The organism is Actinospongiicola halichondriae (assembly GCF_049103745.1).
Classification (GTDB): Bacteria; Actinomycetota; Acidimicrobiia; order Acidimicrobiales; family Salinilacustritrichaceae; genus Salinilacustrithrix; species Salinilacustrithrix halichondriae.
Genome location: NZ_CP171622.1, coordinates 1,794,931 through 1,817,419 on the forward strand (window position 1 = coordinate 1,794,931; position 22,489 = coordinate 1,817,419).

General features: G+C 69.5%; 26 protein-coding genes. 6 read left to right on the forward strand and 20 right to left on the reverse strand.

The features are described 5' to 3' along the window. The first annotated feature begins 16 nt into the window (after window positions 1–16). Genes AB8619_RS08825 through AB8619_RS08835 form a run of 3 tightly spaced genes read left to right on the forward strand, consistent with a single transcriptional unit; the run spans window position 17 to window position 2,835 of the window. Window positions 17–1,201: a GNAT family N-acetyltransferase gene (locus tag AB8619_RS08825; RefSeq protein ID WP_436796097.1), complete on the forward strand. Its 1,185-nt coding sequence runs from the start codon at window positions 17–19 to the stop codon at window positions 1,199–1,201. A gap of 14 nt (window positions 1,202–1,215) precedes the next feature. Continuing rightward, window positions 1,216–2,247 (forward strand): 4-hydroxy-3-methylbut-2-enyl diphosphate reductase, encoded by a 1,032-nt coding sequence (gene ispH / locus AB8619_RS08830; protein ID WP_436796098.1) that lies wholly within the window; start codon window positions 1,216–1,218, stop codon window positions 2,245–2,247. A gap of 33 nt (window positions 2,248–2,280) precedes the next feature. Further along, window positions 2,281–2,835, forward strand: coding sequence for an HD domain-containing protein (locus AB8619_RS08835; RefSeq protein ID WP_436796099.1), 555 nt, complete (start codon window positions 2,281–2,283; stop codon window positions 2,833–2,835). Between the two features lie 19 nt (window positions 2,836–2,854). Here the strand turns inward: AB8619_RS08835 and AB8619_RS08840 are convergent, their stop codons facing one another. The 7 genes from AB8619_RS08840 to AB8619_RS08870 are packed head-to-tail and all read right to left on the reverse strand — an operon-like array spanning window position 2,855 to window position 8,838. Next, window positions 2,855–3,559: a lysophospholipid acyltransferase family protein gene (locus AB8619_RS08840; RefSeq protein ID WP_436796100.1), complete on the reverse strand. Its 705-nt coding sequence runs from the start codon at window positions 3,557–3,559 to the stop codon at window positions 2,855–2,857. After that, window positions 3,552–4,202: a (d)CMP kinase gene (cmk, locus tag AB8619_RS08845; protein ID WP_436796101.1), complete on the reverse strand. Its 651-nt coding sequence runs from the start codon at window positions 4,200–4,202 to the stop codon at window positions 3,552–3,554. Before cmk ends, AB8619_RS08840 begins: the two co-directional genes overlap by 8 nt. 9 nt (window positions 4,203–4,211) lie before the next feature. Continuing rightward, window positions 4,212–5,501, reverse strand: coding sequence for a 3-phosphoshikimate 1-carboxyvinyltransferase (gene aroA / locus AB8619_RS08850; RefSeq protein WP_436796102.1), 1,290 nt, complete (start codon window positions 5,499–5,501; stop codon window positions 4,212–4,214). After that, entirely contained in the window at window positions 5,498–6,583 is a 1,086-nt protein-coding gene (locus tag AB8619_RS08855) for a prephenate dehydrogenase/arogenate dehydrogenase family protein (RefSeq protein WP_436796103.1), read from the reverse strand. Before AB8619_RS08855 ends, aroA begins: the two co-directional genes overlap by 4 nt. A gap of 11 nt (window positions 6,584–6,594) precedes the next feature. Next, a complete protein-coding gene (locus tag AB8619_RS08860) occupies window positions 6,595–7,320 on the reverse strand; it encodes a pseudouridine synthase (protein ID WP_436796104.1) in 726 nt (241 codons plus the stop codon). A 16-nt stretch (window positions 7,321–7,336) separates the two neighbouring features. Continuing rightward, window positions 7,337–8,020: an SMC-Scp complex subunit ScpB gene (gene scpB / locus AB8619_RS08865; protein ID WP_436796105.1), complete on the reverse strand. Its 684-nt coding sequence runs from the start codon at window positions 8,018–8,020 to the stop codon at window positions 7,337–7,339. Between the two features lie 38 nt (window positions 8,021–8,058). Next, window positions 8,059–8,838, reverse strand: a complete 780-nt coding sequence (locus AB8619_RS08870; protein WP_436796106.1) for a segregation and condensation protein A — start codon at window positions 8,836–8,838, stop codon at window positions 8,059–8,061. 94 nt (window positions 8,839–8,932) lie between these two features. Here AB8619_RS08870 and trpS point away from each other — a divergent pair, with 94 nt between their 5' ends. Next, window positions 8,933–9,916: a tryptophan--tRNA ligase gene (gene trpS, locus AB8619_RS08875; RefSeq protein ID WP_436796107.1), complete on the forward strand. Its 984-nt coding sequence runs from the start codon at window positions 8,933–8,935 to the stop codon at window positions 9,914–9,916. Beyond that, entirely contained in the window at window positions 9,913–10,503 is a 591-nt protein-coding gene (locus tag AB8619_RS08880; RefSeq protein WP_436796108.1) for a phosphatase PAP2 family protein, read from the forward strand. The genes trpS and AB8619_RS08880 overlap by 4 nt, the downstream gene beginning before the upstream one ends. Window positions 10,504–10,505: 2 nt before the next feature. Here the strand turns inward: AB8619_RS08880 and AB8619_RS08885 are convergent, their stop codons facing one another. Genes AB8619_RS08885 through AB8619_RS08930 form a run of 10 tightly spaced genes read right to left on the reverse strand, consistent with a single transcriptional unit; the run spans window position 10,506 to window position 16,860 of the window. Further along, the gene (locus AB8619_RS08885) at window positions 10,506–10,682 is read right to left on the reverse strand and encodes a hypothetical protein (protein WP_436796109.1); all 177 of its coding nucleotides are present in this window, start codon (window positions 10,680–10,682) and stop codon (window positions 10,506–10,508) included. Window position 10,683: 1 nt separating this feature from the next. Further along, complete coding sequence (locus tag AB8619_RS08890) at window positions 10,684–10,866, reverse strand: hypothetical protein (RefSeq protein ID WP_436796110.1); 183 nt, start codon at window positions 10,864–10,866, stop codon at window positions 10,684–10,686. A gap of 40 nt (window positions 10,867–10,906) precedes the next feature. After that, the gene (locus tag AB8619_RS08895) at window positions 10,907–11,620 is read right to left on the reverse strand and encodes a metal-dependent hydrolase (protein WP_436796111.1); all 714 of its coding nucleotides are present in this window, start codon (window positions 11,618–11,620) and stop codon (window positions 10,907–10,909) included. Further along, complete coding sequence (locus AB8619_RS08900; RefSeq protein ID WP_436796112.1) at window positions 11,617–11,856, reverse strand: hypothetical protein; 240 nt, start codon at window positions 11,854–11,856, stop codon at window positions 11,617–11,619. The genes AB8619_RS08895 and AB8619_RS08900 overlap by 4 nt, the downstream gene beginning before the upstream one ends. A 12-nt stretch (window positions 11,857–11,868) precedes the next feature. Continuing rightward, a complete protein-coding gene (locus AB8619_RS08905; protein ID WP_436796113.1) occupies window positions 11,869–12,804 on the reverse strand; it encodes a 2-dehydropantoate 2-reductase in 936 nt (311 codons plus the stop codon). Further along, complete coding sequence (locus AB8619_RS08910) at window positions 12,804–13,316, reverse strand: hypothetical protein (RefSeq protein WP_436796114.1); 513 nt, start codon at window positions 13,314–13,316, stop codon at window positions 12,804–12,806. The genes AB8619_RS08905 and AB8619_RS08910 overlap by 1 nt, the downstream gene beginning before the upstream one ends. Window positions 13,317–13,323: 7 nt before the next feature. After that, window positions 13,324–13,653, reverse strand: a complete 330-nt coding sequence (locus AB8619_RS08915; RefSeq protein WP_436796115.1) for a TraR/DksA family transcriptional regulator — start codon at window positions 13,651–13,653, stop codon at window positions 13,324–13,326. 54 nt (window positions 13,654–13,707) lie between these two features. Next, entirely contained in the window at window positions 13,708–14,643 is a 936-nt protein-coding gene (locus AB8619_RS08920; RefSeq protein WP_436796116.1) for a tyrosine recombinase XerC, read from the reverse strand. Next, window positions 14,640–15,179 (reverse strand): NUDIX domain-containing protein, encoded by a 540-nt coding sequence (locus AB8619_RS08925; protein ID WP_436796117.1) that lies wholly within the window; start codon window positions 15,177–15,179, stop codon window positions 14,640–14,642. The genes AB8619_RS08920 and AB8619_RS08925 overlap by 4 nt, the downstream gene beginning before the upstream one ends. Window positions 15,180–15,204: 25 nt before the next feature. Then, window positions 15,205–16,860: a CTP synthase gene (locus tag AB8619_RS08930; protein WP_436796118.1), complete on the reverse strand. Its 1,656-nt coding sequence runs from the start codon at window positions 16,858–16,860 to the stop codon at window positions 15,205–15,207. Window positions 16,861–16,961: 101 nt separating this feature from the next. On the opposite strand from AB8619_RS08930, the gene AB8619_RS08935 reads away from it, so the two are divergent. Next, window positions 16,962–18,284: a hypothetical protein gene (locus AB8619_RS08935; RefSeq protein WP_436796119.1), complete on the forward strand. Its 1,323-nt coding sequence runs from the start codon at window positions 16,962–16,964 to the stop codon at window positions 18,282–18,284. Between the two features lie 3 nt (window positions 18,285–18,287). On the opposite strand, the gene AB8619_RS08940 is transcribed toward AB8619_RS08935, so the two are convergent. The 3 genes from AB8619_RS08940 to AB8619_RS08950 are packed head-to-tail and all read right to left on the reverse strand — an operon-like array spanning window position 18,288 to window position 22,479. Further along, entirely contained in the window at window positions 18,288–19,133 is an 846-nt protein-coding gene (locus AB8619_RS08940) for a hypothetical protein (RefSeq protein WP_436796120.1), read from the reverse strand. Then, window positions 19,112–21,559, reverse strand: a complete 2,448-nt coding sequence (locus AB8619_RS08945; protein WP_436796121.1) for a hypothetical protein — start codon at window positions 21,557–21,559, stop codon at window positions 19,112–19,114. Before AB8619_RS08945 ends, AB8619_RS08940 begins: the two co-directional genes overlap by 22 nt. Then, the gene (locus AB8619_RS08950) at window positions 21,556–22,479 is read right to left on the reverse strand and encodes a sulfotransferase family protein (RefSeq protein ID WP_436796122.1); all 924 of its coding nucleotides are present in this window, start codon (window positions 22,477–22,479) and stop codon (window positions 21,556–21,558) included. The genes AB8619_RS08945 and AB8619_RS08950 overlap by 4 nt, the downstream gene beginning before the upstream one ends. Window positions 22,480–22,489 lie beyond the last annotated feature (10 nt).

A 22,489-nucleotide genomic window follows, 5' to 3' on the forward strand; every position in this document is an offset into this window, starting at 1 on the left:
GCCTACGGTCCGGTACGTGCAGATCGAAGACGTCACCATCGAGTCGTTGCGCGACGGCGACCTGGCAGCCCGCTGGGACCTCGGACGACAGGCATTCGGCGCAACGGCCGAATTCGACGCCGATCTCCCGGGCGTCAGTCCCGAGCGAGCCGTCGCCGCCTACCGGGGCGATGCCTTGGCCGGGACGGTCGTGACCATCGGCTTCACGGCCCACTGGGGTGGCGCCCCGATTCCCTGCGGTGGCGTGTCGGGGGTCATCGTGCGCCCCGAGGACCGAGGGCTCGGGCTGGCGAAGGCGATGCTCGCCGAGACCTTCGATCGCATGCGTTCGCGGGGCGAGGTCATCGGGGCGCTCTTCCCCACGACCGCGACCCTGTACCGCGGCACCGGCTTCGAGATCGCCGGCTCGTACGAGACCCGCAAGATCCCGCTGGCGCTCATCCCGGCGACACCCTCGACGTCTCTGACCTGGAGGCGGGTGGCGTTCGGCGACCCTGCCGTCCGCGAGGTCTACGAGACCATGGCGCCCCAACTCGACGGATGGATGCTGCCCGGCGACGTGTGGTGGGACCGCCACACGCACATCGCCACGACCGAGAAGGGCAAGAACCGCTACGCCTACGTCGGATCGAGGAACGGCACCGACGTCGCCGCCGTCCACTACCACTACGACGAATCGACCGATCGTCTCTACGAACTCGGCCTCGACCTCCTCGCCGGCGTGGACCACGACGCCGTGGCGGCGGCGCTCGCCTTCCTGGCGGGCAACGCCACCACCGCGGGACATCTCCAGACCACGCTTCCGGGCGGCCTGCTCGCGCTCCACGTACCCCACGTCCAGCAGACCTCCATCGTCGACGACTGGCCGTGGATGCTCCGCCTGGTCGACGTCGCCGGCGCCTTCGCACAGCGACGGTGGCCCTCACCGGTGGCCGGGCGGGTCGAGATCGACGTCGTCGACGACACGATCGCCGCCAACGCCGGCCCGCACGTCATCGAGTTCGGCGACGGGGCTGCCTCGGTCGAACCGGGTGGGGCAGGCACCGTTCGCGTGAAGGTCACCGACCTCGCGGCGATCTACGCCGGCAACGACGTGGCCATGCGCCATCGGGCCGGTCGGCTTCCGGGTGCCAGCACCGACGACATCGACCTCCTCGCCGCCGCGTGCACGAGCAGCGCGTCGATGCCGTACTTCTTCTGAGTAGCGTGGCGCAGGTGCAGGTCGACACCGTTCTCCTCGCCGCTCCCCGGGGCTTCTGCGCCGGTGTCGAGATGGCGATCAAGGCCCTCACGTGGATGGTCCGGGCTTTCGAGTCGCCCGTGTACTGCTACCACGAGATCGTCCACAACCAGTTGGTGGTCGACCGGTTCCGCGACCTCGGGGTGATCTTCGTCGACTCGATCGACGAGGTACCCGAGGGGCGCCCGTTGATGCTCAGTGCCCACGGGTCGGCTCCCGAGGTGGTCGCCGCAGCCGAGGCCAACGGCGGCTACGTGGTGGACGCTGTCTGTCCCCTCGTCACCAAGGTGCACCACGAGGTCCGTACCCGGGCCGGCAAGGGCTACCAGATCGTCTACGTGGGCCATGACGGGCACGAGGAGGCCGTCGGCACGATGGCGGTGGCGCCCGACGCCATCCACCGTGTCGAGTCCACCGATGAGGTCGACGCCCTCCCCGACTTCGACCAGCCCGTCGCGCTGCTCGCCCAGACGACGCTGTCGCACCGTGACTGGCAGGGTGTTCTCGACCGCACCCAGGAGCGATTCCCCGAGCTGTGGACCCCGGGTCGCAGTGACCTGTGCTTCGCGACGACGAATCGACAGTCGGCCCTGAGCGCGTTGGCCGAGCGCTGCAATGCGATCGTGGTCATCGGCTCCGCGAACTCCTCCAACACGCGAGCGCTCGAGTCGTTGGCGCGAGACCTCGGATGCGAGGACGTCCACCGCGTCAACCGCGCAGACGAGCTGCCCGACGACCTCACCGGCGTGGTCGGCGTCACGGCCGGCGCGAGCGCGCCCGAGGAACTGGTCGACGACGTGATCGCACGGCTCGCCCCGGCGCACGGCGTCGAGGAGATCCGCATCACCGAGGAGGACGAGTACTTCCCTCCGCCGCGCAACCTGCGCGAACTCCTGGCGGCGCTCGACATCGTCGCCACGCTGGCGCTGGGCGGCACGCTCACCGATCGCCCGTCGGTCGCCGATCGCGATGTCCTGGCCAGCGACGCCCTCGCCGCACTGTCCTGACCGCGGGGTCAGTCGTCGCGTTACCATCGCGCCATGGCTTCCACCTTCACCGCGATGGACCACTCGACCGCCGAGCAGTGGGGCACGATCGTCGAGGAGACGTTCGCCAGCCAGCCACGGGTGGCCGAGACCGTCCTGCAGATGCTGCGCGAACTCGCCGACATCACCGACGGCTTCGCCACCGATCAGCTGACCCATTGCCTCCAGACGGCGACACGGGCCGAGCGCGACGGTGCCGACGACGAGGTCGTCGTCGCCAGCCTCTGCCACGACGTCGGCAAGCGGATCAGCGTGCACAACCACGCGCAGATCGCAGCCGAGATGCTCAAGCCCTACGTGCGTCCCGACGTGTACAACATGATCCGCACGCACCAGGACTTCCAGGGCCGTCACTACTACGAGCACCTGGGCCTCGACCCCAACGCCCGGGCGCAGTACGAGGGTGAGCCCTGGTACGAGCTGACGGCGAACTTCGCCGACAACTACGACCAGAACAGCTTCGATCCCGACTACGACACGCTCCCGCTCGAGCACTTCGAGGATCGCGTCCGGGCCGTGTTCGGCTCGCTCGGACCCACCCCTATCTGAGTACTACCTCGCCGCGCGGTCAGAGATGGCGCGGGGGGTTCGGCTTGCCCACGCGGAGCTGCGCCTCGTCGTAGAGCTCCTGGATCGCGATCCGGAGCGTCTCCGTCGTCTCGTGCACCTGGCGGCGTGACACACGCCCGCCGTCGACCCCCACAGGTGCAGGGATCGGTGCGCCGATCACCATGTTGACCTTGACCGGCTTGAGGAAACGCGCGCCCAACGGCATCGCGTCGGCGCTGCCGCCGATGCCCACCGGGAGGATCGGCACACCGGTGCGGGACGACACGAACGACGGTCCCTCATAGAGGTCCTCCACGATCGGTCCTTCACGCCGCTGTCCCTCGGGGAACATCACCAACGGCTCGCCGCCCTCGAGCACGGCGATGCAGGTCCGCAACGCCTCGCGGTCGGCCGTCTCTCGGTTCACGCCGAAGCCGCCCATCGCGGTGAAGAACCTGCCGGGCAGGTCGTACTTCCACATCGTGTGCTTGCCCATGAAGCGCAGACGCCGCTTCGTGACCGCGGCGACGATGGGCGAGTCGATGTTCGAGCGATGGACGCCGCAGAGGATGAACGGTCCGTCGGGGACGTTGTTGGTCCCGTGCACCTCGAGGCGCCAGAACAGGCGGCAGAAGCCGACGATGAGGTTGCGGAAGATCCGATAGGTCCAGCGTTCACCGGTCGTCGGCGGTCGGCCGACCTGGTCGGTGCGGTAGTCACCCATCGGCGACGGGGCTCCCCAGTTCGCGAGCGATGAGTTCGACGATCTCCTCGACACCGAGGTCGCTGGTGTCGACCTCGACGGCATCGCCGGCACGGGTGAGCGGTGAGGTCTCCCGCCCCTGGTCGAGCGCATCGCGACGGGCCAGGTCGGCGGCCACCGTCTCGTAGTCGAGGTCGGTGACCTCCTTCGACCGCCGGGCCGCTCGGACCTCGGGACGGGCGTCGAGGTACACCTTCAACTCGGCATCCGGGAACACGACCGAGCCGATGTCGCGCCCCTCGATGACCCCGCCGCCATGGCGGGTCACCCAGTCACGCTGGCGAGCGACGAGCTCGTCACGGACGCCGGCGTTCGCGGCCACGATGCTCACGGCACGGGTGACCTCGGGACCACGGATCTCGATCGTCGCATCGACGCCGTCGACCCGGACGTGTTCGAGCGTGACCTCGAGGTCGACACGGCGGGCGAGGGCCGCAACGGGATCGTCGTCGGCCGGGTCGATGTTGCGACGGAGTGCTGCGAAGGTGATCGCCCGGTACATGGCCCCGGTGTCGAGGTAACGGAGTCCGAGTCGCTCGGCAAGCAGCCTGGCGACCGTGGACTTCCCGGAACCGGCTGGGCCGTCGATGGCGATGACGCGCATGGCGTGACGCTAGACGGCGCGGGCCGACGGCTCGGACCCGACCCTCAGCCGGTCGAGCAGGTCCCAGTAGCCGGGAAAGGTCTTCGTCACGCAGTCCGGTCCCGCGATCTGGATCCCGTCGTTGACGAGCCCCAGGAGACTGAAGCCCATGGCCATCCGGTGGTCGTCGTAGGTCTCGACCACGGTCGGCGCGACCGGACCCGGGACGATGACCATGCCGTCGTCCGTCTCGCTGGCGTCGACACCGCAGCGACGGAGTTCGGTGACCGGTGCGGCGATCCGATCGGTCTCTTTGTTCCGGATGAAGCCGACCCCACGGATCGTCGTCGGGCCGTCGGCGAGTGCGGCGATGGCAGCGAGCGTCGGCACGGTGTCGGAGATCTGCGAGAGGTCCACGTCGACGCCGCGCAACGTCGGGCCAGCGGCCACCGTGACCGCGTCGTCGTCCCAGCGCACGCGTGCCCCCATCTGTTCGAGCACGTCGACGAAGGCCACGTCGCCCTGGAGCGACGATCGATGGAGACCGGGGACCGTCACCGCTCCCCCGGTGACGACGGCGGCGCCCCAGGCGTACGAGGCGGCTGACGCATCGGGTTCGACGGTGTACTCGGCACCCTCGTAGCGGAGCGCATCGACGACCCACTGGCGATCGTCCTCGACCGTCACCGACGCACCGAACGAACGCATGACCGCGACGGTCATGTCCACGTAGGGCCGGCTGATCAGCTCGGTCGAGATCCAGACACGGAGACCGCCGGGCATCTGGGGCGCGGCGAGCAGGAGCCCCGACACGAACTGACTCGACACGTCGCCGGCGAGCTCGACCTCACCCCCGCGCAGCGGACCCTCGACCACCGCGGGCAGGAACCCGGGGACGCCCTCCTCCGACACTCGGGCCCCCAACGCACGGAGGGCTTCGAACGCCTCTCCCATCGGGCGGACCTGGAGTTGCTCGTCGCCGGTGATGCGTCGGGGCGCGCCGTCGAGCGCCAGCACGGGCAGCAGGAAGCGACTGGTGGTCCCGCTCTGGCGGGCGTCGATCGACACCACCTCGGGACGCGGACCGTCGGAGCCGATCGACAGGTGCTCACCGACGCCGACCGCCACCCCGAGGGTCTCGAGGGCGGCGATCATCGCCCGGGTGTCGTCGGCGTCGAGCCAACCGTCGATCACCGACGGCGATCCCGCCAGTGCTGCGCAGACCAGCGCCCGGTTCGTGATGCTCTTCGACCCCGGGATGGTGACGGTCGCGTCGACGGGTCCAGAGCGTTCGATCGACTTCGGGTCCTGTGTCGTCATGCGAGGCGACGCAGGGCCGGTCGGTAGCCGCGAGCGAGGAGCCCGCCCCGGAACACGTCGGCGGTCGCCGCTTCGACGAGCAGGATCAGGACACCCTGCACGCCCTCGGACGAGTGGGCGATCTCGAGGTCGACGATGTTCACGTCGAGTTCGCTGGCGAGGGTCGTGACGTCGGCGAGGACACCGGGGCGGTCGGGCACGGGGACACGGACCTCGGTGAGCTCCGAAGGACGGGTGTAGCGACTGGGGAGGTTCACGCGGGCAGCACGTGCCCGCGTCAGGTCCCGCAACAGTCCCTCACGATCGTGTTCGGCCACCTGGTCGCGGGCATCGCCGAGCGCGTCGATCAGCCGGTCGAGCCCGGCCACGATCGCGATGCGGTTCTCCTCGCAGATGTCGGGCCAGATGCCCGGATGCCCCGAGGCGATGCGGGTCATGTCGCGGAAGCCGCCTGCGGCGAGGCGCAGCAGCGCCGCGTGCTCGTCGGCACGGTCGTCGGCGATGCGCATGAGGCTGGCGGCGGTCAGGTGGGGCACGTGGGAGACCACGGCGACGAACTCGTCGTGTCGGGCGGGCTCCAACGCCAGGATCTCGGCTCCCATCGCCGAGACGACCGAGCGGACGTGGGCGTAGGCACCGTCGTCCGTCGTCGGGGTGGGCGTCAGCACCCAGACGGCACCGGCGAAGAGGTCGGCGCTGGCGCCGTCGACGCCCTCCTGTTCCGACCCCGCCATCGGATGCCCGCCCACGAACCGGCGGTCCGAGACGGCATGCACGATCGGCGCCTTGACCGAGCCGACGTCCGTGACCAGGCCGACCGTGGCGGCGAGGGCCTTCCGGGAGGCCTCGACGACGGCACCCACGGGCGTTGCGATGAAGGTGATCTCGGCATCCGGATCCAGGCCGACGGCGTCGATGACGCCGATCTGGAGGGCTCGGTCGGTGTGACCTGCTTCCTCGTCGCTCCCGCTGACGTGCCAGCCGGCGCGACGAAGTGCGAGGCCGATCGACCCGCCGATCAAGCCGACGCCGACGACGTTGGCACGGCGCGACGACGTGTGGGGGGTGTCGGTACCAGGCACGGCGGATCAGCCTAGGTCGGTGGTTGGCGAGCGACTGCAGCGCGTTCGAGCGCCCGGACCTCGTCGACCTCGAGCCGTCGTGCCTCGCCGGGCGCCAATGATCGGTCGGTGATCGGGCCGATACGAACCCGTACGAGGCGGACCACGGGGTGCCCCACGGCCTCGCACATCCGGCGGACCTGGCGGTTCCGCCCTTCGTGGATCACGAGCTTGACCACGTCGGGCTCCACGAGCGCCACCTTGGCCGGAGCCGTCATGCCGTCGTCGAGTTCGACGCCTTCACGCAGGGACCGGAGTGCACCGCGGCTGGGCCGCCCGGACACGTGCGCCAGGTACTCCTTCTCGACTCCGTAGCTCGGGTGGGTGAGCCGATGCGTGACCTCGCCGTCGTTCGTCAGGAGCAGCAGACCCTCGGTCTCGAGGTTGAGTCGGCCGACCGGGAACACGCGGGGTTCGTCGGGCACCAGGTCGACCACCACGGGACGACCGTGGGTGTCGACGGCGCTGGTGACGACGCCATTGGGCTTGTTCAGCAGGTACCAGACGGTGTCGGGGCGGACGCCGACGAGCGCACCGTCGACCTCGATCTGATCGACATCGGCGTCGGCGCGTCGGCCGAGTTCAGCGACCTCGCCGTTGACCGACACCCGACCGGCAGCGATCAGGTCCTCGACCACGCGCCGGCTTCCGATGCCGACGCGCGCCAAGACCTTCTGGAGGCGCTCGGGTTCGCTCATGACCACATGGTGCCCGTCAGGGCGTCGGGTCGTCGGATTCCTCGGCGCCGACATCCCCGTCGGCGGGCGGTTCCACCGGCTCCACCGGTTCGACCGGTTCGACCAGCGCCTCGGGACGCAGGCCCCGTTCGAGCGCCTCGAAGACATCGGCACCCGGCACGAACTCGCCCAGCGGCGGCAGTTCGTCGAGGTCATTGAGCCCGAGCTTCTCGAGGAACGCCTGCGTCGTCCCGTAGAGGACGGCCTGGCCCGGACCGGGGTCTCGGGCGATCTCGTCGACGTAGCCCCGCTGCGTGAGCGTGCGCATCACGCCGTCGGCGTTGACGCCGCGGATGGCGGCGATCTGTGCCCGGGAGATCGGCTGCTTGTAGGCGACGATCGCCAGCGTCTCGAGCGCGGCGTTCGACAGTCGCCCTGACTGCCCCTCGAGAACGAACCGTTCGACGTACGGAGCGAGGTCGGGATGGGTCTGGAACCGCCAGCCGCCGGCGACCTTGACGAGTTGGAACCCACGATCGGTGGCGTCGTACTCCGCCGCCAACTCGGTGCAGAGCAACTCGATCCGCGCCGTGGGGATCTCGAGCAACTGCGCCATCAGCTCGGGGACGAGCGGTTCCTCGGTGACCAGGAGCAATGCCTCCGCGGCCCGTCGGAGGTCGCGTGCCCGATCGTCTTCGCCCACCGGGCCCGGATCAGTCATGTCCGAGAGCCAAGCAGCCCGCCATCGCCGGCGAACACTCAGCCGTCATAGGCGTCGACGAACGCGAGGTCCTCGGAGTCGACGTCGCCGTCGCCCAGCCAGACCACGTGGAGACCGCCGATGACCTCGGGTGCCTCGATGTCGATCCATCCCTGCTTGTACAGCTCGAGGACCGCCAGGAAGTGGACGATCACCTCGATGCGATCCACGAGGTCTGCGGTCAGGTCGGCGAACGACGCCCGCCCGAGCCCCGGGAGTTCGTGGAGCAGTTCGGCCACCGCGTCGGTGACCGTGACCCGGATCTGGTGGATGTGCGCGATGTCGACGTGCGGCACCGGCTTGGGAGCGATGGCCCGGAGGAACGCGCTGCGGATGTCGTCGGGCGTCGTGCGCTCGAGCAGATCGGGCAGCAGTCCGAGGAACCGCTCCTCGACGCCGACGGTGCGGGCGTAGGAACGTCCGGCCTCGTTGGCGATGCCGGCCATGGCGACGGCGGCGTCCTTGAACGTCTTGCACTCGACCAGCCGGGACAGGAGCAGGTCGCGCTCCTCCCACAAGGCCAGTTCGTCGTCGAGGTCGATGTCGCCCTCGTCGGGAAGCAGGCGCTTGGACTTCAGTTCGATCAGCGTCGCGGCGATCAGCAGGAAGTCGGTCGCCAGCTCGAGGTCCATCGACTCGAGGCGTTCGAGCTGTGCCAGATACGCATCGACGATGTCGGAGAGGCGGACCTCGTACAGGTCGACCTGGTCCTGGAGGATCAGGTGGAGCAGGAGGTCGAATGGACCCTGGAACACCGGGGTCTCGACAGCGACGGACATCCGGGAAAGCGTAGAGCAGGTCGCGACGCAGGTGGTGGACCATCGGTCGGCAATGGGGTCCGGGAAACGACCGCGTCGAACCTACGATGCGGACATGCGTGCATTCTCGGGCATCCAACCCACCGGCGACCTCCACCTGGGCAACTACCTGGGTGCCGTCCGGCGCTGGGTCCGTGACCAGCACGAGATGGACTCGGTGTTCTGCGTCGTCGACCTCCATGCGCTGACGATCCCCAAGGACCCCGAGATCCTCCGGGCCAAGACCCTCGAACTCGCCCAGCTGCTGGTGGCCTGTGGCCTCGACCCCGAGGTCTGCACCCTGTTCGTCCAGAGCCACGTCCCCGAACACTCCGGACTCGCCTGGCTGATGGAGTGCACGGCCAGCTTCGGTGAGCTGTCGAGGATGGTCCAGTTCAAGGACAAGTCGGGACGCGCCGACTTCGTCTCCGCCGGGCTTTTCACCTACCCGGCACTCCAGGCCGCCGACATCCTCCTCTACGACACCGATGTCGTGCCGGTCGGCGACGACCAGCGGCAACACATCGAGTTGGCGCGCGACGTCGCGAACCGGTTCAACAGCCGGTGTGGTGAGGACATCCTGGTGGTTCCCGAGCACGTCATCCCCCCGGTCGGCGCCCGGATCATGGACCTGCAACAGCCCGCCGACAAGATGTCGAAGTCCCTCGACTCGCCCCAGGGCACGATCCTCGTGCTCGACGACCCCAAGGCGATCGAGAAGAAGATCAAGCGTGCCGTGACCGACACCGACAACGAGGTCCGCTACGACGTCGAGGCCAAGCCCGGGGTCTCGAACCTGCTGTCGATCCTGGGTGCCGCCACCGACCGTGACCCCGCGGCCCTCGCCGACGAGTACGAGATGTACGGACCGCTCAAGGCCGACACGGCCGAGGCGGTCGTCGAACTCCTCCGACCGGTCCAGGAACGGTTCGCCGCGCTCGTCGACGACCCCGCCGCGACCCAGTCGATCCTCTCGACCGGTGCGAGCAAGGCCCGTGCCGTCGCGACGAAGACGCTCGAGCGCGCGCACCGAGCGGTGGGACTGCTCCCGCCTTCGTGACGGTCGGTGGGCGCGACCGACGGTGGCGACTGGCCGCCGGTGGACTGTTCGTCCTGCTCGCCTCGGGCTCGATCGCCTCCCGCCGCACGCTCTGGGGCGAGGTGGCCCTCACCGAAGCCGTCAACACACTCCCCCGCCTCGTCATCGACGCGCTGGCGGTCGTGATGCAGATCGGCACCCGCCCGGCGATCCTTCTCGTGGCGGTGACCATGGTCGTGGTGGCCCCGGGCGACTGGCGGCGCGCCGCAGTCGCCGTCATCGTCGCCGGCACGCTGTCCTGGTTCCTCGCGGATCTCGCGAAGGAGGTGGTCGGACGAGCGCGCCCCATCGGCTACTCGAGCGAGATCTCGCTCCACGACCAGGCGTCCGGGCCGGGCTTCCCGTCGGCGCACACGGCGATCGCTGCTGGCACCTTCACGGCGGCGGCGCTCATGGCTCGACGGCGTCCGACGGCCGCGGTTGTCCTGGCAGCCGTCGTGGGTGTGGCTCGGATGGCCGTCGGGGTCCATCTCCCGCTCGACGTGATCGGTGGGCTCGGCCTCGGCGTGGCCGTGGCCGCCGTCGTCACCGCCTTGGTCGACCGCTGAACTCAGTCGTCCGACGGGCTCCGCGGCGTGCGCCGGGCATTGAAGCGGACATAGGTGACGGCAGCCATTCCGACCGCGAGGACGAAGTACCCGATCGCCATCGCTCCGCCGGTGGCGATGGCGGCGATGAGGAATCCCAGCGTCAACAGCGCGGAGAGCGCCCAGGCGGCTTCACCCACGTCAGACGATCCTCGTGACTTCACGGATCGGGTCGACGAAGTCCTCGCTCGGCATCGGCTCGCTGGCGGCGATCCGCTCAGCCGCCACGACGGCCCTGCGGCCCTGTCGAGCGACCCACCAGTAGCGGGCCATGATCACCGAGACTCCGGCGCCTTCGGCGAGAACGTTGCATCCACCGCACATTGCGTACTCCTCAGGTCGTGACGTCGAGCCGATCCTACGGCTACCAGGGCTGGTACGGGACAACCCAGAACGGCGAGCCCCAACTGAGGTCGAAGGGCCACCCCTCGATGGCGTGCACGATGATCGACCACGACACGAAGCGACAGAACCCGTAGAAGAAGAAGCCGCGGTAGAAGGCGAGCAACGCCCGGTCGGGCATGGCGAACTTCGTCTGGATCCAGTCCCACGCCCCGTCGACGGGGCGGACCATGGTCTCGAACCAGTCGCGAGACAGCGTCCGCCACGCGAAGACCAGGAGGAGGACCAGCGCGAGCAGGTCCATCGCGAATCCGAGCGACGAGTAGTACGCGATGGCATCGCCGAACTTGCCCTGGCCGGCGCCATACTTCCACGCCCCGAAGCTGATGTTCTTCCACCAGAACGGCCAGAAGACCATCGCTCCAGCGGTGTCGAACGTGTCGGTGAGGACGTGCGCCGTCCAGCCGATGAAGACGCCCCACGTCCACGCCTTGTGCCCCTTGGAGACCACGTGGGTGATCAGCGCTGCGATGACCGCCATCCCCAACGACGTGGTGAAACCCAGGCCCGGCCAACCGCGATGGAACTGCGCCGGGTTGTCAGCGACGTAGTACGTCCACGCCTTGGTCAAGAAGTCGGGGCCCAGGGCACCGACGAGGAGTCCGAGGTAGCTGGTGCGGACCCCGAACTTCTTGAGGAGGGCGAAGTTCTCGAATTCGTGGGCGGCCCAACTCATCCGCGCCCCTTCCGTCCGCGCCACTTCTCCTGGAACACGGGGACGTACCAGGCCCAGACGGTGATGAACAGCGGCCCGATGATCCAGTTGAGGACGACGTCGTGCGTGAGGAGGGCCAACGCGCAGTAGACGATGGTGCCGCTCGCGTAGAGCCGGAGCTCGGCGGCCGGGAACAACTCGCGGAACGAGGCGGTCTTGGCCCGTTCGACGGAGGGTTCTGGAGGGAGTTCGCTCACGGCCGATCGACGCTACCCGTGGCCACCCGACGACACGCGACTTCTCGCCTCGACGAACCGCAGTTGGTCGCGGAGCGCGGCGACCCTGGGCATGGAGCCGTCGGCAGCCGCCGCGAGCGGAGCGTCGTAGATCGCTTCGAGTTCCATCGACCGGCCGGCGTCGTGATCGAGCTTCATCGACGGCGCATACGGCGTCATGGCATCGGTCGTGGCCAGCATCTCGTCGCGGAACACCGCAGGGACGTCGTGTCCTGCAGAGCGGGCGCCGGCGATGACCTCGTCCATCAGGTCGGAGACGAGGCGTCGACTGGCGGCCGTCGAGAGCAGGGCGTCGGTCGGGGCGTCGAGCACCACCGACAACCCGTTGAAGGGGATGTTCCACACCAGCTTGCGCCAACGTGCGACACCGAGGTCGTCGACCACGGTCGCCTCACCGCCCGCACCCTCGAGGTCGTGGACCATCGCCATGGCGGCCATCGAGTCCACTCCGAGTTGCCCCACGGTCACCGCGCCGTAGTCCAGGTGGTCGACGACACCCGGACGACGTCGATGAGCACAGACGAAGCACATGGCTCCGATGATCGAGCCGGCGTTCGGCGCCGCTCGCTGCATGCGTTCCTCGACCCCGAGCCCGTTCTGGAACATCGCGATCGTGGCGCCGTCTGCGACCGCAGGCGCGACCAGCGACTCGAGCCGGTCGTTGGCCGTGGTCTTGAGGGCCACGATCACCACGTCGCTCGGTGGCACGTCCCGTGGCTCGCCGTACGACTCGACGTCAGCCGGGGCGAGATCGATGTCGCCGTCGGGACTCCGCACCTGGATGCCGTCACGGCGGATGTCGTCGAGGCCGGTGCGGACCACCCACCGGACGCGATGACCTGCCTCGGCCAGTCGGGCGCCGTAGAGCAGGCCCACGGCGCCGGCACCGATCACGGTGTAGCTCGTCATCAGTCGTCGTCGGCGGCGGCGAGCGCCGTCGCCACCACCGGATCGAGGGTCCAGCGACCAGGATCGAGATGGTGTTCCCTGGCCCAGGTCACCGTCACCGGCTCGCTCCCTGCGGCGGCCAGGAGGTCGGCGCCGATCTCGTCATGGCGCAGATACCCCGACACTCGACCTCGCAGGCCGTCGCCGCCCCACCCCGTCGCACGTCCACGGCCGACCACGGCGGCGACCACCGTCGCAACGGCGCGGGCGACGGTGCCCAGCCGGGACTCGACCTTGCCGACGTCGTGCAGCAACGCAGCAGCGAGGACCCCCGGCCCGGGATCCTCCAGCGTCGCCGCCACCTCTCGGGCGACGCCGGCAGCGTGCTTGCGGTCGGCCAGCGACATCCGCTCCCACAGCCCGGCTTCTCCGGGGTTCAGGATCCCGTGGACCCATGCATCGTCGGCAGGGTCGAGCGGCCGCGGCGACAACGCTCCGAAGAACCGGCGCGCGAGATGGATCGGGCCGCTCACGACCGCGTCAAGCGTGCGCGATGCAGACCCGGGTGGACGGCATGACCTCGAGGCGGTCGGCGCCGATCTCGGTTCCGCACACCTCGCAGGTGCCGTAGGTGCCGTCGTCCATGCGGGCGAGTGCCTTCTCGATGTCGTCGAGGTCACGACGGAGCTGGTCGTACAGCACCCGGTTCTCGCCCATTTCGGCAGCGACCTGCGCAGAGTCGGCGAAGTTGCCGTCGTACTCGAGGTCGTCCTCCTTGGCATCGAGTTCGTGGACCTTGCCCGCCAGGAGCTCGCGCTCCTTCTCCAGTTCGTCCCGAACTGGATTCTGTTGTGGAGAGGCCTCGGACATGGCCGCAGCGTAGACGAGCATCGAACGGCGGGGCTCCGATGTTGTGGCCTCCGGTCACCCTGCCCGTGGATGGGCCTGACGCCAGGCCGTGACCAGCCGCTCGTCCGAGACCCGCGTGTAGACCTGGGTCGTGCCGATCGAGGCGTGACCGAGGAGTTCCTGTACGGCACGGATGTCGGCACCGTGGTCGAGCAGGTGCGTCGCACACGAGTGTCGCAGCACATGTGGGGTGAGCAGCCCGTCGAGGCCTGCGGCGGAGCCATGGGCTCGCACCATCAGCCACACCCCCTGTCGGCCCAGGCGCCCACCGCGCTGGTTCAGGAAGACGGCCTCCTCGTCGTCGCGACGTCGCCACTGCCGCGGCATCAGCGCACCACGGCCGTCGACGTCGAGCCATCGGGCCAGGGCGTCGTTGGCGAGTCCGAGCACCGGGACGACCCGCTCCTTGTCGCCCTTGCCGACGACGCGGAGGTAGCCGTCATGGAGATCCAGGTCGCGGAGCGACATGCCGACCAGCTCCGAGATCCGGATACCGGTGCCGTAGAGCGTCTCGAGGATGGCGCGATCGCGACGGGCAACCGGGTCGTCACCGACGACCGTCGACAGCAGCCGCTCGACCTGGTCCTCGCTGAGCGCCTTGGGCAGGCCCCGTTCGACCGGCGGCGGGAGCACGTCGGCGCCGGGGTCCACGCTGACGATCTCCTCCTCGGCCAGGTAGCGATGGAGGCTGCGGACGGCGACGATGCGCCGCTTCACCGTCGACGCTGCCAGGTCGCCGGAGCGCAGATCGTGCACCCAGTCGACGATGTCGTCCTCGGTGACGTCCACGATCGGTCGCTCCAACTCGGCGAGGCGGGCGACCCACGCCCGCAGATCCCGGCGGTACGCCTCGATCGTCGACGCGGCGCGACCCCGCTCGAGACGCAACCAGGTCAGGAACTCCTCGATCTCGATCGGCGCCGGAGGACGGTCGTCCTCCGTTCCCCTCACCGACCGGCCACCAGGAGGACACCGATGATCGTCTTGGCATCGGTGATCCGGCCGTCGCCGATCATGGCCACCAGCTCCGTCAGCGGGAGACGCTCGACCGACATGTCCTGCTCCTCCGGGCCCTGGAGGTCGGCGGCGACCTCGCGGAGGCCGGTACCCAGGAACACCTGGACCACCTCGTCGGAGAAGCCCGCGGCGTTGTGGAACGCGCACAGGAACTCGAGGTGATCGGCGGCCAAGCCGACCTCTTCGGCCAGTTCGCGAGCTGCGGTCTCCTCCGCCGGCTCCCCCGCCACGTCGCGGAGTCCCGCAGGGATCTCGAGCAGCCGTTGCTCGATCGGCGCTCGGTACTGACGGACGAGCGTCACGGTGCCGTCGTCATGCAACGGCACCACGGCCACCGCGCCGACGTGGCGGACCACGTCACGGGTGAACTCGGACCCGTCCGGCCCCTGATATCGGGCGACCGCGACGTCCATCGCGTAACCCTCGTGGACGACGTCCTCGCCCAGATGTCGGAACCCCGCGTCACCCATCAGCGAGTTGCGAGTCGTGCGATCGTCACTCGGCGACGATGCGCTCGGGCTCGTCGAGCTCGAAGAGGTGCGGTCGTCGGCCCTCGGCACGCGACAGCGCCGCGGCGATGAACGCACGGAACAGCGGCGCAGCGCGCGTCGGCCTGCTCTTCAGTTCCGGATGCGCCTGGGTGCCGACCCAGAACGGGTGGTTCCGGAGTTCGATGAACTCGACGAGACGACCGTCGGGCGACTCGCCACAGAGCCACAGATCGCTCTCCTCGAACCGGGAGCGGTACTTCGGGTTGAACTCGTAGCGGTGGCGATGGCGTTCCGAGACCACGGTCGAGCCGTAGGCCTCGGCCACCTTCGATCCGGGAGCGAGCTGGGCCACGTAGGCACCGAGGCGCATCGTGCCGCCCATGTCGGTGACGTCGTGCTGGCTCGGCATGATCGTGATGACCGGGTCCGCCGCTGACGGTTCCATCTCGGTGGAGTTGGCGCCGGGGAGTCCGAGCACGTTGCGGGCGTAGTCGACCACCATCATCTGGAGCCCGAGGCACAGTCCGAGGCACGGGATCTCTTCTTCGCGTGCGTAGGCCGCTGCCGCGATCTTGCCCTCGGTCCCCCGCTCGCCGAAGCCGCCGGGGATGACGATGCCGTCGAGGTCCCGCAGGCGGCCGTCGGCCATGAGGCCTTCGACCTCCTCGGCCTGGATCCACTCGATCTCGACCTTGGCGCCGAGCTCGAAGCCGCCGTGCTTGGCAGCCTCGACCACCGACAGGTAGGCGTCCTGCAAGGCCACGTACTTGCCGATCAATCCGATGCGGACCGGCTTCACGGCGGCCTCGACCTTGGTGACGAGCGCTTCCCACTCGGTGAGATCGGGGTCGGGCACGTCAGTGAGCTGCAAGACGTCGCAGACGACCGCGTCGAGACCCTCTTCGTGCAACACGAGCGGGATCTCGTAGATGTTGCCGGCATCGGCGGCGTTCACGACGCCGTCCTGGTGCACGTCACACAGTCGACTGATCTTGTTCTTGAGGTCCTCGGGGATCGGGTCCTCGGAGCGGACGACGATCGCGTCTGGCTGGATGCCGCGGCTGCGCAACTCGGTGACCGAGTGCTGCGTGGGCTTGGTCTTCTGCTCGCCGGACGGGCCGATGAAGGGAACGAGCGTCACGTGGACGTAGCAGACGTTGCCGCGACCGACGTCGAGACGGAACTGGCGGATGGCCTCGAGGAACGGGAGGATCTCGATGTCACCGACCGTGCCACCGACCTCGGTGATCACCACGTCGACGTCGTCGCCGGCAACGTTGGTGATGCGCCGCTTGATCTCGTCGGTGATGTGCGGGATGACCTGGACGGTCTTGCCCAGGTAGTCGCCGCGACGTTCCGCCGCGAGCACCGCCGAGTAGATCGAACCGGTGGTGGCGTTCGACTCCTGGGTCAGGCTCTCGTCGATGAACCGCTCGTAGTGGCCGAGATCGAGGTCGGTCTCACCACCGTCGTCGGTGACGAACACCTCGCCGTGCTCGAACGGGTTCATCGTGCCGGGATCGACGTTGATGTACGGATCGAGCTTCTGGAGCGTGACCCGGAGGCCACGCGCCTTGAGGAGGCGACCGAGGGAGGAAGCAGTGAGACCCTTGCCGAGGGAACTGGTCACTCCACCCGTCACGAAGATGTGTTTCGTCACGGGAGGACAACATACCGCGAGGGGGTGCACCCACCGCGCATCCGCGCCGGGGAACCGCTCTCGCGACGTCCCGATCCGGTGCCAGACTCTCCGCTCGGACCATGGGACACCGGAGGCAACAGCACCGCGCAGCAGGTGCCCTGGCGGCGACGATCGTCCTCGTGGTCGTGGCGCGTCTCTGGGGCCTCGAACTCCTCGCCGACGGCGTCGGGCTCAAGCTCAACGCCGTTCCCTGGTTCGGGCGTTGGGAGACGACCATGCGGCCGGTCTCGCTCGTGTGGCCGGTGGCCTTCGCCGCACTGGTCGTCGCCGTCGGGCCACCCATCGCCCGGCGCACTCGCCTCGCCGTCCTCCTGGCGCTGACGGGGGCCGCCTCTGCGGTGTGGGCGTCGCTGCTGTATCTCGCCGACCGCCCGCTCTCGCTGGTGGGCGAGCCGCTCGAGGGGAAGTTCGAGTACCTCGCAGCGGTACCCGAGGTCGACTCCCCCGCCGGCTTCCTGAGCGGCTTCGTGGACCAGATCGCGACGTACCCGATCCACGTCCAAGGCCATCCGCCCGGCATGGTGCTGCTGCTCTGGGGCCTCGACCAGCTCGGTCTCGGCGGAGCGACACCGGCGGCGGTGATGATCCTCCTCGCCGCGGCCTCGACGCCGGTCGCCGTCGTCCTCACGGCACGCGAACTGCTGTCCGACGACGTCGCTCGCCGGGCCGCTCCCTTCCTGGTGCTGACTCCCTCGGCGATCTGGGTGGCAACCACTGCCGACGCGCTCTTCACCGCCGTGGGGGCATGGGCGATCCTCCTCGTGGTCCTCTCGACACGTCCCGGACGCCGCGGCGCCGTGGCCTTCGCCGTGGCCGGCGGGGCGCTGTTCGCGCTCGGACTACACCTCACGTACGGACTCGCACCGCTCGGCATCGTGCCGGCCGTGGTCATCGTGACGCGGCGTGCATGGACGACGGCCGCTGCAGGTGCAGCAGCCGGCGCTGCGGTCGTCGTCTCGTGGACCGCCGCCGGGTTCTTCCTCCTCGACGGTCTCGACGCGACATCGCAGCGCTACGACGTCGGCGTGGCATCGAACCGGCCGTACAGCTACTTCGTCGTGGCCAATCTCGCGGTCCTGGCCGTGAGTCTCGGTCCCCCGGCGATCATGGGTCTCGCGTCCATGCGACGCGACCTGGCCACTGGTGCGGTGTGGGCAGCCGTCGTGGCCGTGGTCGCCGCCGACGTGTCGGGCCTGTCGAAGGGCGAGGTCGAACGCATCTGGCTGCCCTACGTGCCGTGGATCACCCTCGCCGCGGCGTGCACCGCGATCCCGGCCGTGGTCCGCGTGGCGAATCGTCGCATCGACCGCGACCGCGTCCTGCTGGGCGCCCAGGCCGCCGTCGGCGTGGTGCTCGCGGCCTTCCTGCGCTCCCCGTGGTGACGATCAGGGGCGACGGCCGAGCCGATCGACGGCTCGCAGCGGTGGCGTCCGGTCGATCACCGAAGAGAAGCTGATCCGCTCGCTGGCGAGGTTCAGCAGGATCACGACCACCAGCACCGTCGTCCGCGTCGACGCGGCGGTCGTCAGGACCACCGAGAAACCGAGCGTGGCGCCGAGGACGTTGGCGCCGGCGTCGCCGAGCATCAGTCGTTCGCGCAGGTCGGGCCACAGCAACGCCACGAGCGCTCCCAGGATGACCACCGGGCCGGCGAGGCGCTCGTCCACGCCAGCGGTGAGGCCGAGGCCGACGGCGCAGACGAGGGAGATCTTCCCGACCCGCCCGGGCGCACGGTCGAACAGGTTGGCGAGGTTGGCCGCCAGGGCGATCAGCGCGGCGTCGGCCAGGAGTCGACCCGGGGCTTCGTCGGTGGCGATGGCCGCAGCGACCACGGCGAGGGCGCCGCCGCCGAACAGCTTCACCGCACCCGTCGTGAGATGGCCGCGGACCAGGGCCCGGAGATGACCACCGAATCCACGGGAGCCGCCGTCGCCGGCGAGGTCGTCGAGGAGGCCCAGCATCCCGAAGCCGGTCGCCACCAACACGGCGGTCACCAGCGGCACCGAGGCCACCTCGGTCGCATCGGCCGCTTCGCCGAGGAGGAGTACCGATGCGGCGGCGACGAGGACGACGGGGAACAGGATGCCGACGGCCACGGGCACGTCGATGCCACGAACGTTCTCGCGGGCGAAGATCGGCTTCGCGAACGTGTCGCGCATCAACCACCACCCCGCGGAACCGCCCGCCACGCCCAACAGCGCGGCGGCGATCAGCGTCGCGCCGGGTCCCATCGGAGCAGCACGTAGGTGAGGAACGGGAGCAGGACGGCGAACATCATCGCCGGGACCGCGACGCCCGAGTCGTTGAGCGCGAAGCCGAGGAAGGCCACGAGGAGTCCACCGGCGAGGAGCGCCCGGATGGCGGGGACGTCTTCCTGCAGGTCGCGCAGGAATCCCGTCTTGCGCCGAGCGAGGAACACCATGAGCCCCAGAGCCGCCGGGATGGTGAGCGTCCACACCGAGCTGGTGAGGATGCTTATGTTCGAGTTGATCTTGCGCTCGAGCGTCTCGCCGAACCCGCCGCCCTCGTTGTCGGTGACCCGCGAGACCAGCCGGCCCAGGTGCGTGCGGTCCTCCTCGGGTCGCGAGAGGTCGACGATCGCGAACGCCGACACCGCGACGATCGTGCCCGCCACGATCAGGAGCCCGCGCCGCCAGTCGACGCGGATGCCGGCGGCGACGAGCACGAGGACGGTGAACGCGGGGACCGTGGCCAGAACGCCACCCACGTCCGAGCCCCACATCGGCGCGCCGATGAGGACGATGGTGAGCGCCAGGAACAGCGACATCGCCACGACGGTTGATCCGCTCGCCCGAGCCGAACCGTCGGCGGGGGCGGCGGCGAGTCGATGAGTCGCCCAGGCTCCGCAGACGACGGTCACTGCGCTCATCGCGATCACGGCGAAGGCGAGGTTGCCGAAGCCGGCGAACCGCCCGGCGACGATCGGCGAGTAGCCGAAGGCGGTGTCGAGTTGGAGCCCGCCGCCGGTGAGGATGTCCCCCACCTGCACGGCCCAACTCGCGGCGATCAGGCTGAGGGGGGCGACGAACGCACCGGTCCGAGGCCATCGCCTCGACACGACCATCGCCAACGCCTCGGCGATCGCCGCGAGGACGACGGCTGCGGCGAAGACCCCGGCCACGTAGGTGCTGACCTTGCCGTCACGGAGATGCAGCGCCCCACCGAGGAACACCACCGGCGGGATGGCGAGGATCACCAGGGCCAGGAACGACACCGGCTTGGTCCACCCGCGACGGCGTGCGATCGCCACGGCGGCGAGGATGTAGGCGAGGATCTGGGCGACGACGAAGACGACGCTCACCGGCCCCACCACCTCGTTGCGGAAGATCGCCTCGTCCGTTGCGTCGGCGAATGCCGAGAACAGGTCGTCGTCGACCACCGTCTCCTTCGAGCGCGAGATCAGCGTGCCGGTCATCGAACTCGGAGCGTCGACACCCACCAGGTCGAGGATGGTCGGAGCGACGTCGGTGAGCGCCACGTAGCCGGCCCGGCGGGTGGCCGCAGATCGTGCCAGCCCTCCGCCAGCGCCCTCGCCGGAGATGCCGAACACGCCGAGCGACTCCGCCGACCGGGGCGACGACGGCGACACGACGATGACGGTCGTGTCCGGCCCCACGGCCTCGAGAAGTGCGCCGAAGAGCTCGTCCGACGCGGCGAGGGCATCGGCCCAGAGCTCGTTCGCGGCGGCGCCGTCGGCCTCGCGCCGATAGCTGTCGGTCCGATCGAGGTCGGACAGTTCGACGACGGCGACGTCGACGCCGTCATCCCAGAGGGTGGTGAACGCTTCGGCCACGGCGTCGTTGTCGTAGCGGACCCCATAGGGGGCGGTCGCGTCGCGATCGAGGAGACCGTCGGCCTCGCCCTCGATCACCTGTCCAGTCCGGTCCATCGCCATGAGGGCGGCGGCGCGTCCGTAGTCGCCGTCGGAGAGGACCGTGGCCACCGTGTCGTCCTCGGAGTCGACGACGTCGGGCGGCTCGACCGGCTCCTCCTCGATGGGCTCCTCGGGGTCCATCTCCTCTTCGGGAGGGGTCTCCTCACCTTCCGGCAGGTCGGGGCTCGGCTCCTCGACCTGCGGTTCTTCCGGAGGTGGGCTTGCGCCGAGATCGGCGTTGGTGATCACGCCGATGCTCCGACCCGCGTCGGCGAGCGCCTGCCCGAGCGAGCCCGGTTCGGCGCCGTAGAGGAAGCGGTTGTTGAGCCGCTCGATGGCCGGGAAGCCGAGATGGAGAAGGACGCCCACCGGCGAGTCGCCCGTGCGACGCTTGTAGGCCTGCGCCGCAGTGCCCTCCTCGAAACGCTCGTACGGTTCGAGCGCCAGACCGGCGTCGGCCGAGCTGACCGATCCCCGGTTGCCGGCACCGAGGGTCACGTACCCCTCGCCGATGCTCGTGCGTGCGCCGATCGTGCGAAGGCTCGCCTTGGCGACGTCTGCGTCGGCCAGGAACCCTTCGAGGTTCGGCAGGTCCTGCTCGGCCAGGTCGGCCCAGCGGAGCGACGGAGTCGTGACCACGAGCACACGGGTGGCGGACTCGTCTCCTCCGCGCACCTCGGCGGCGGCCGTGGGCACGACGGCACAGAACAGCGCCAGCACCACGGCGACCAACGCGACGACGAGCGATCGGGATCGAGTCATGCGAAGTCCGTCCAGGTTCCTGCGGGTACCCAGCCCTCGGCCTCGGCGCGGTGCACGCTCGGTGCGAACCACTCCGCCAACTGCTCCCGGAGATCCTCCGGCACGGGCGGCGCCTCGTCGGGGCGGTCGAACTGTGCTCGCAGACGCCCGAGCCGTCGGGTCACCGAGGGCGGCAGCACGGCCTTGAGCTTCGGCTGCGCCGAGCGCATCGCTGCGGTGACCGCCGCTCCAGTACGGCTCCGGGTCACGCCCGACCGGTTGAACTGGGTGTCGGTGTCGACCACGTGTCGTTCGACGCCGACGTGGTCACAGATGCGATCGACCTGCGACTGCGGGTCGCCGACCACGTCGTCGTAGGACAGTGCCAGGACCCGCTCGGCGCCGAAGCGATCGGCGTAGCGCTGCAACTGCTCGTCGTAGAGCCCCATCCGCAACACGTGCGACGCACCGGCGTAGGGCGTGTACTCGCGCCCGGCAGCCATCTCGGCCTCACACGATCGCCGGAAGCCCTCGACGGCAGCATCGGCCGACTCCCGCCGGATGTGCAGCCAGTGGCTGTACGCGCGGTCGATCGGGTTGCGCAGCACCGCGACGAAACGGGGGTCGGTCAACACCTTCGCCACCTGCTCGGGGGTCTCGCGTACGTAGAGGTAGAGCGGCGACGCCTCGCCGGCGACGGCATCGGCCGCCCCGTGCGCGAACAGGTCTTCGTACGCCTGACGGCCAGGGATCGACTTGGTGACGATCGGCGAGGTCGGGTCGATCAGCGGTGCCGGCGGATCGACGGAGTGGTCGAACGCGAAGTGGTTCGGCTCCTTGATCGACGACATGACGATGCGTGGATGCTGGTCGAGGTAGTAGTGCAGCGACGTCGTCGCCGACCGCGCCGCGCCGAGCACCAGGAAGTCGGGCAAGGTCATGGCGACCAGT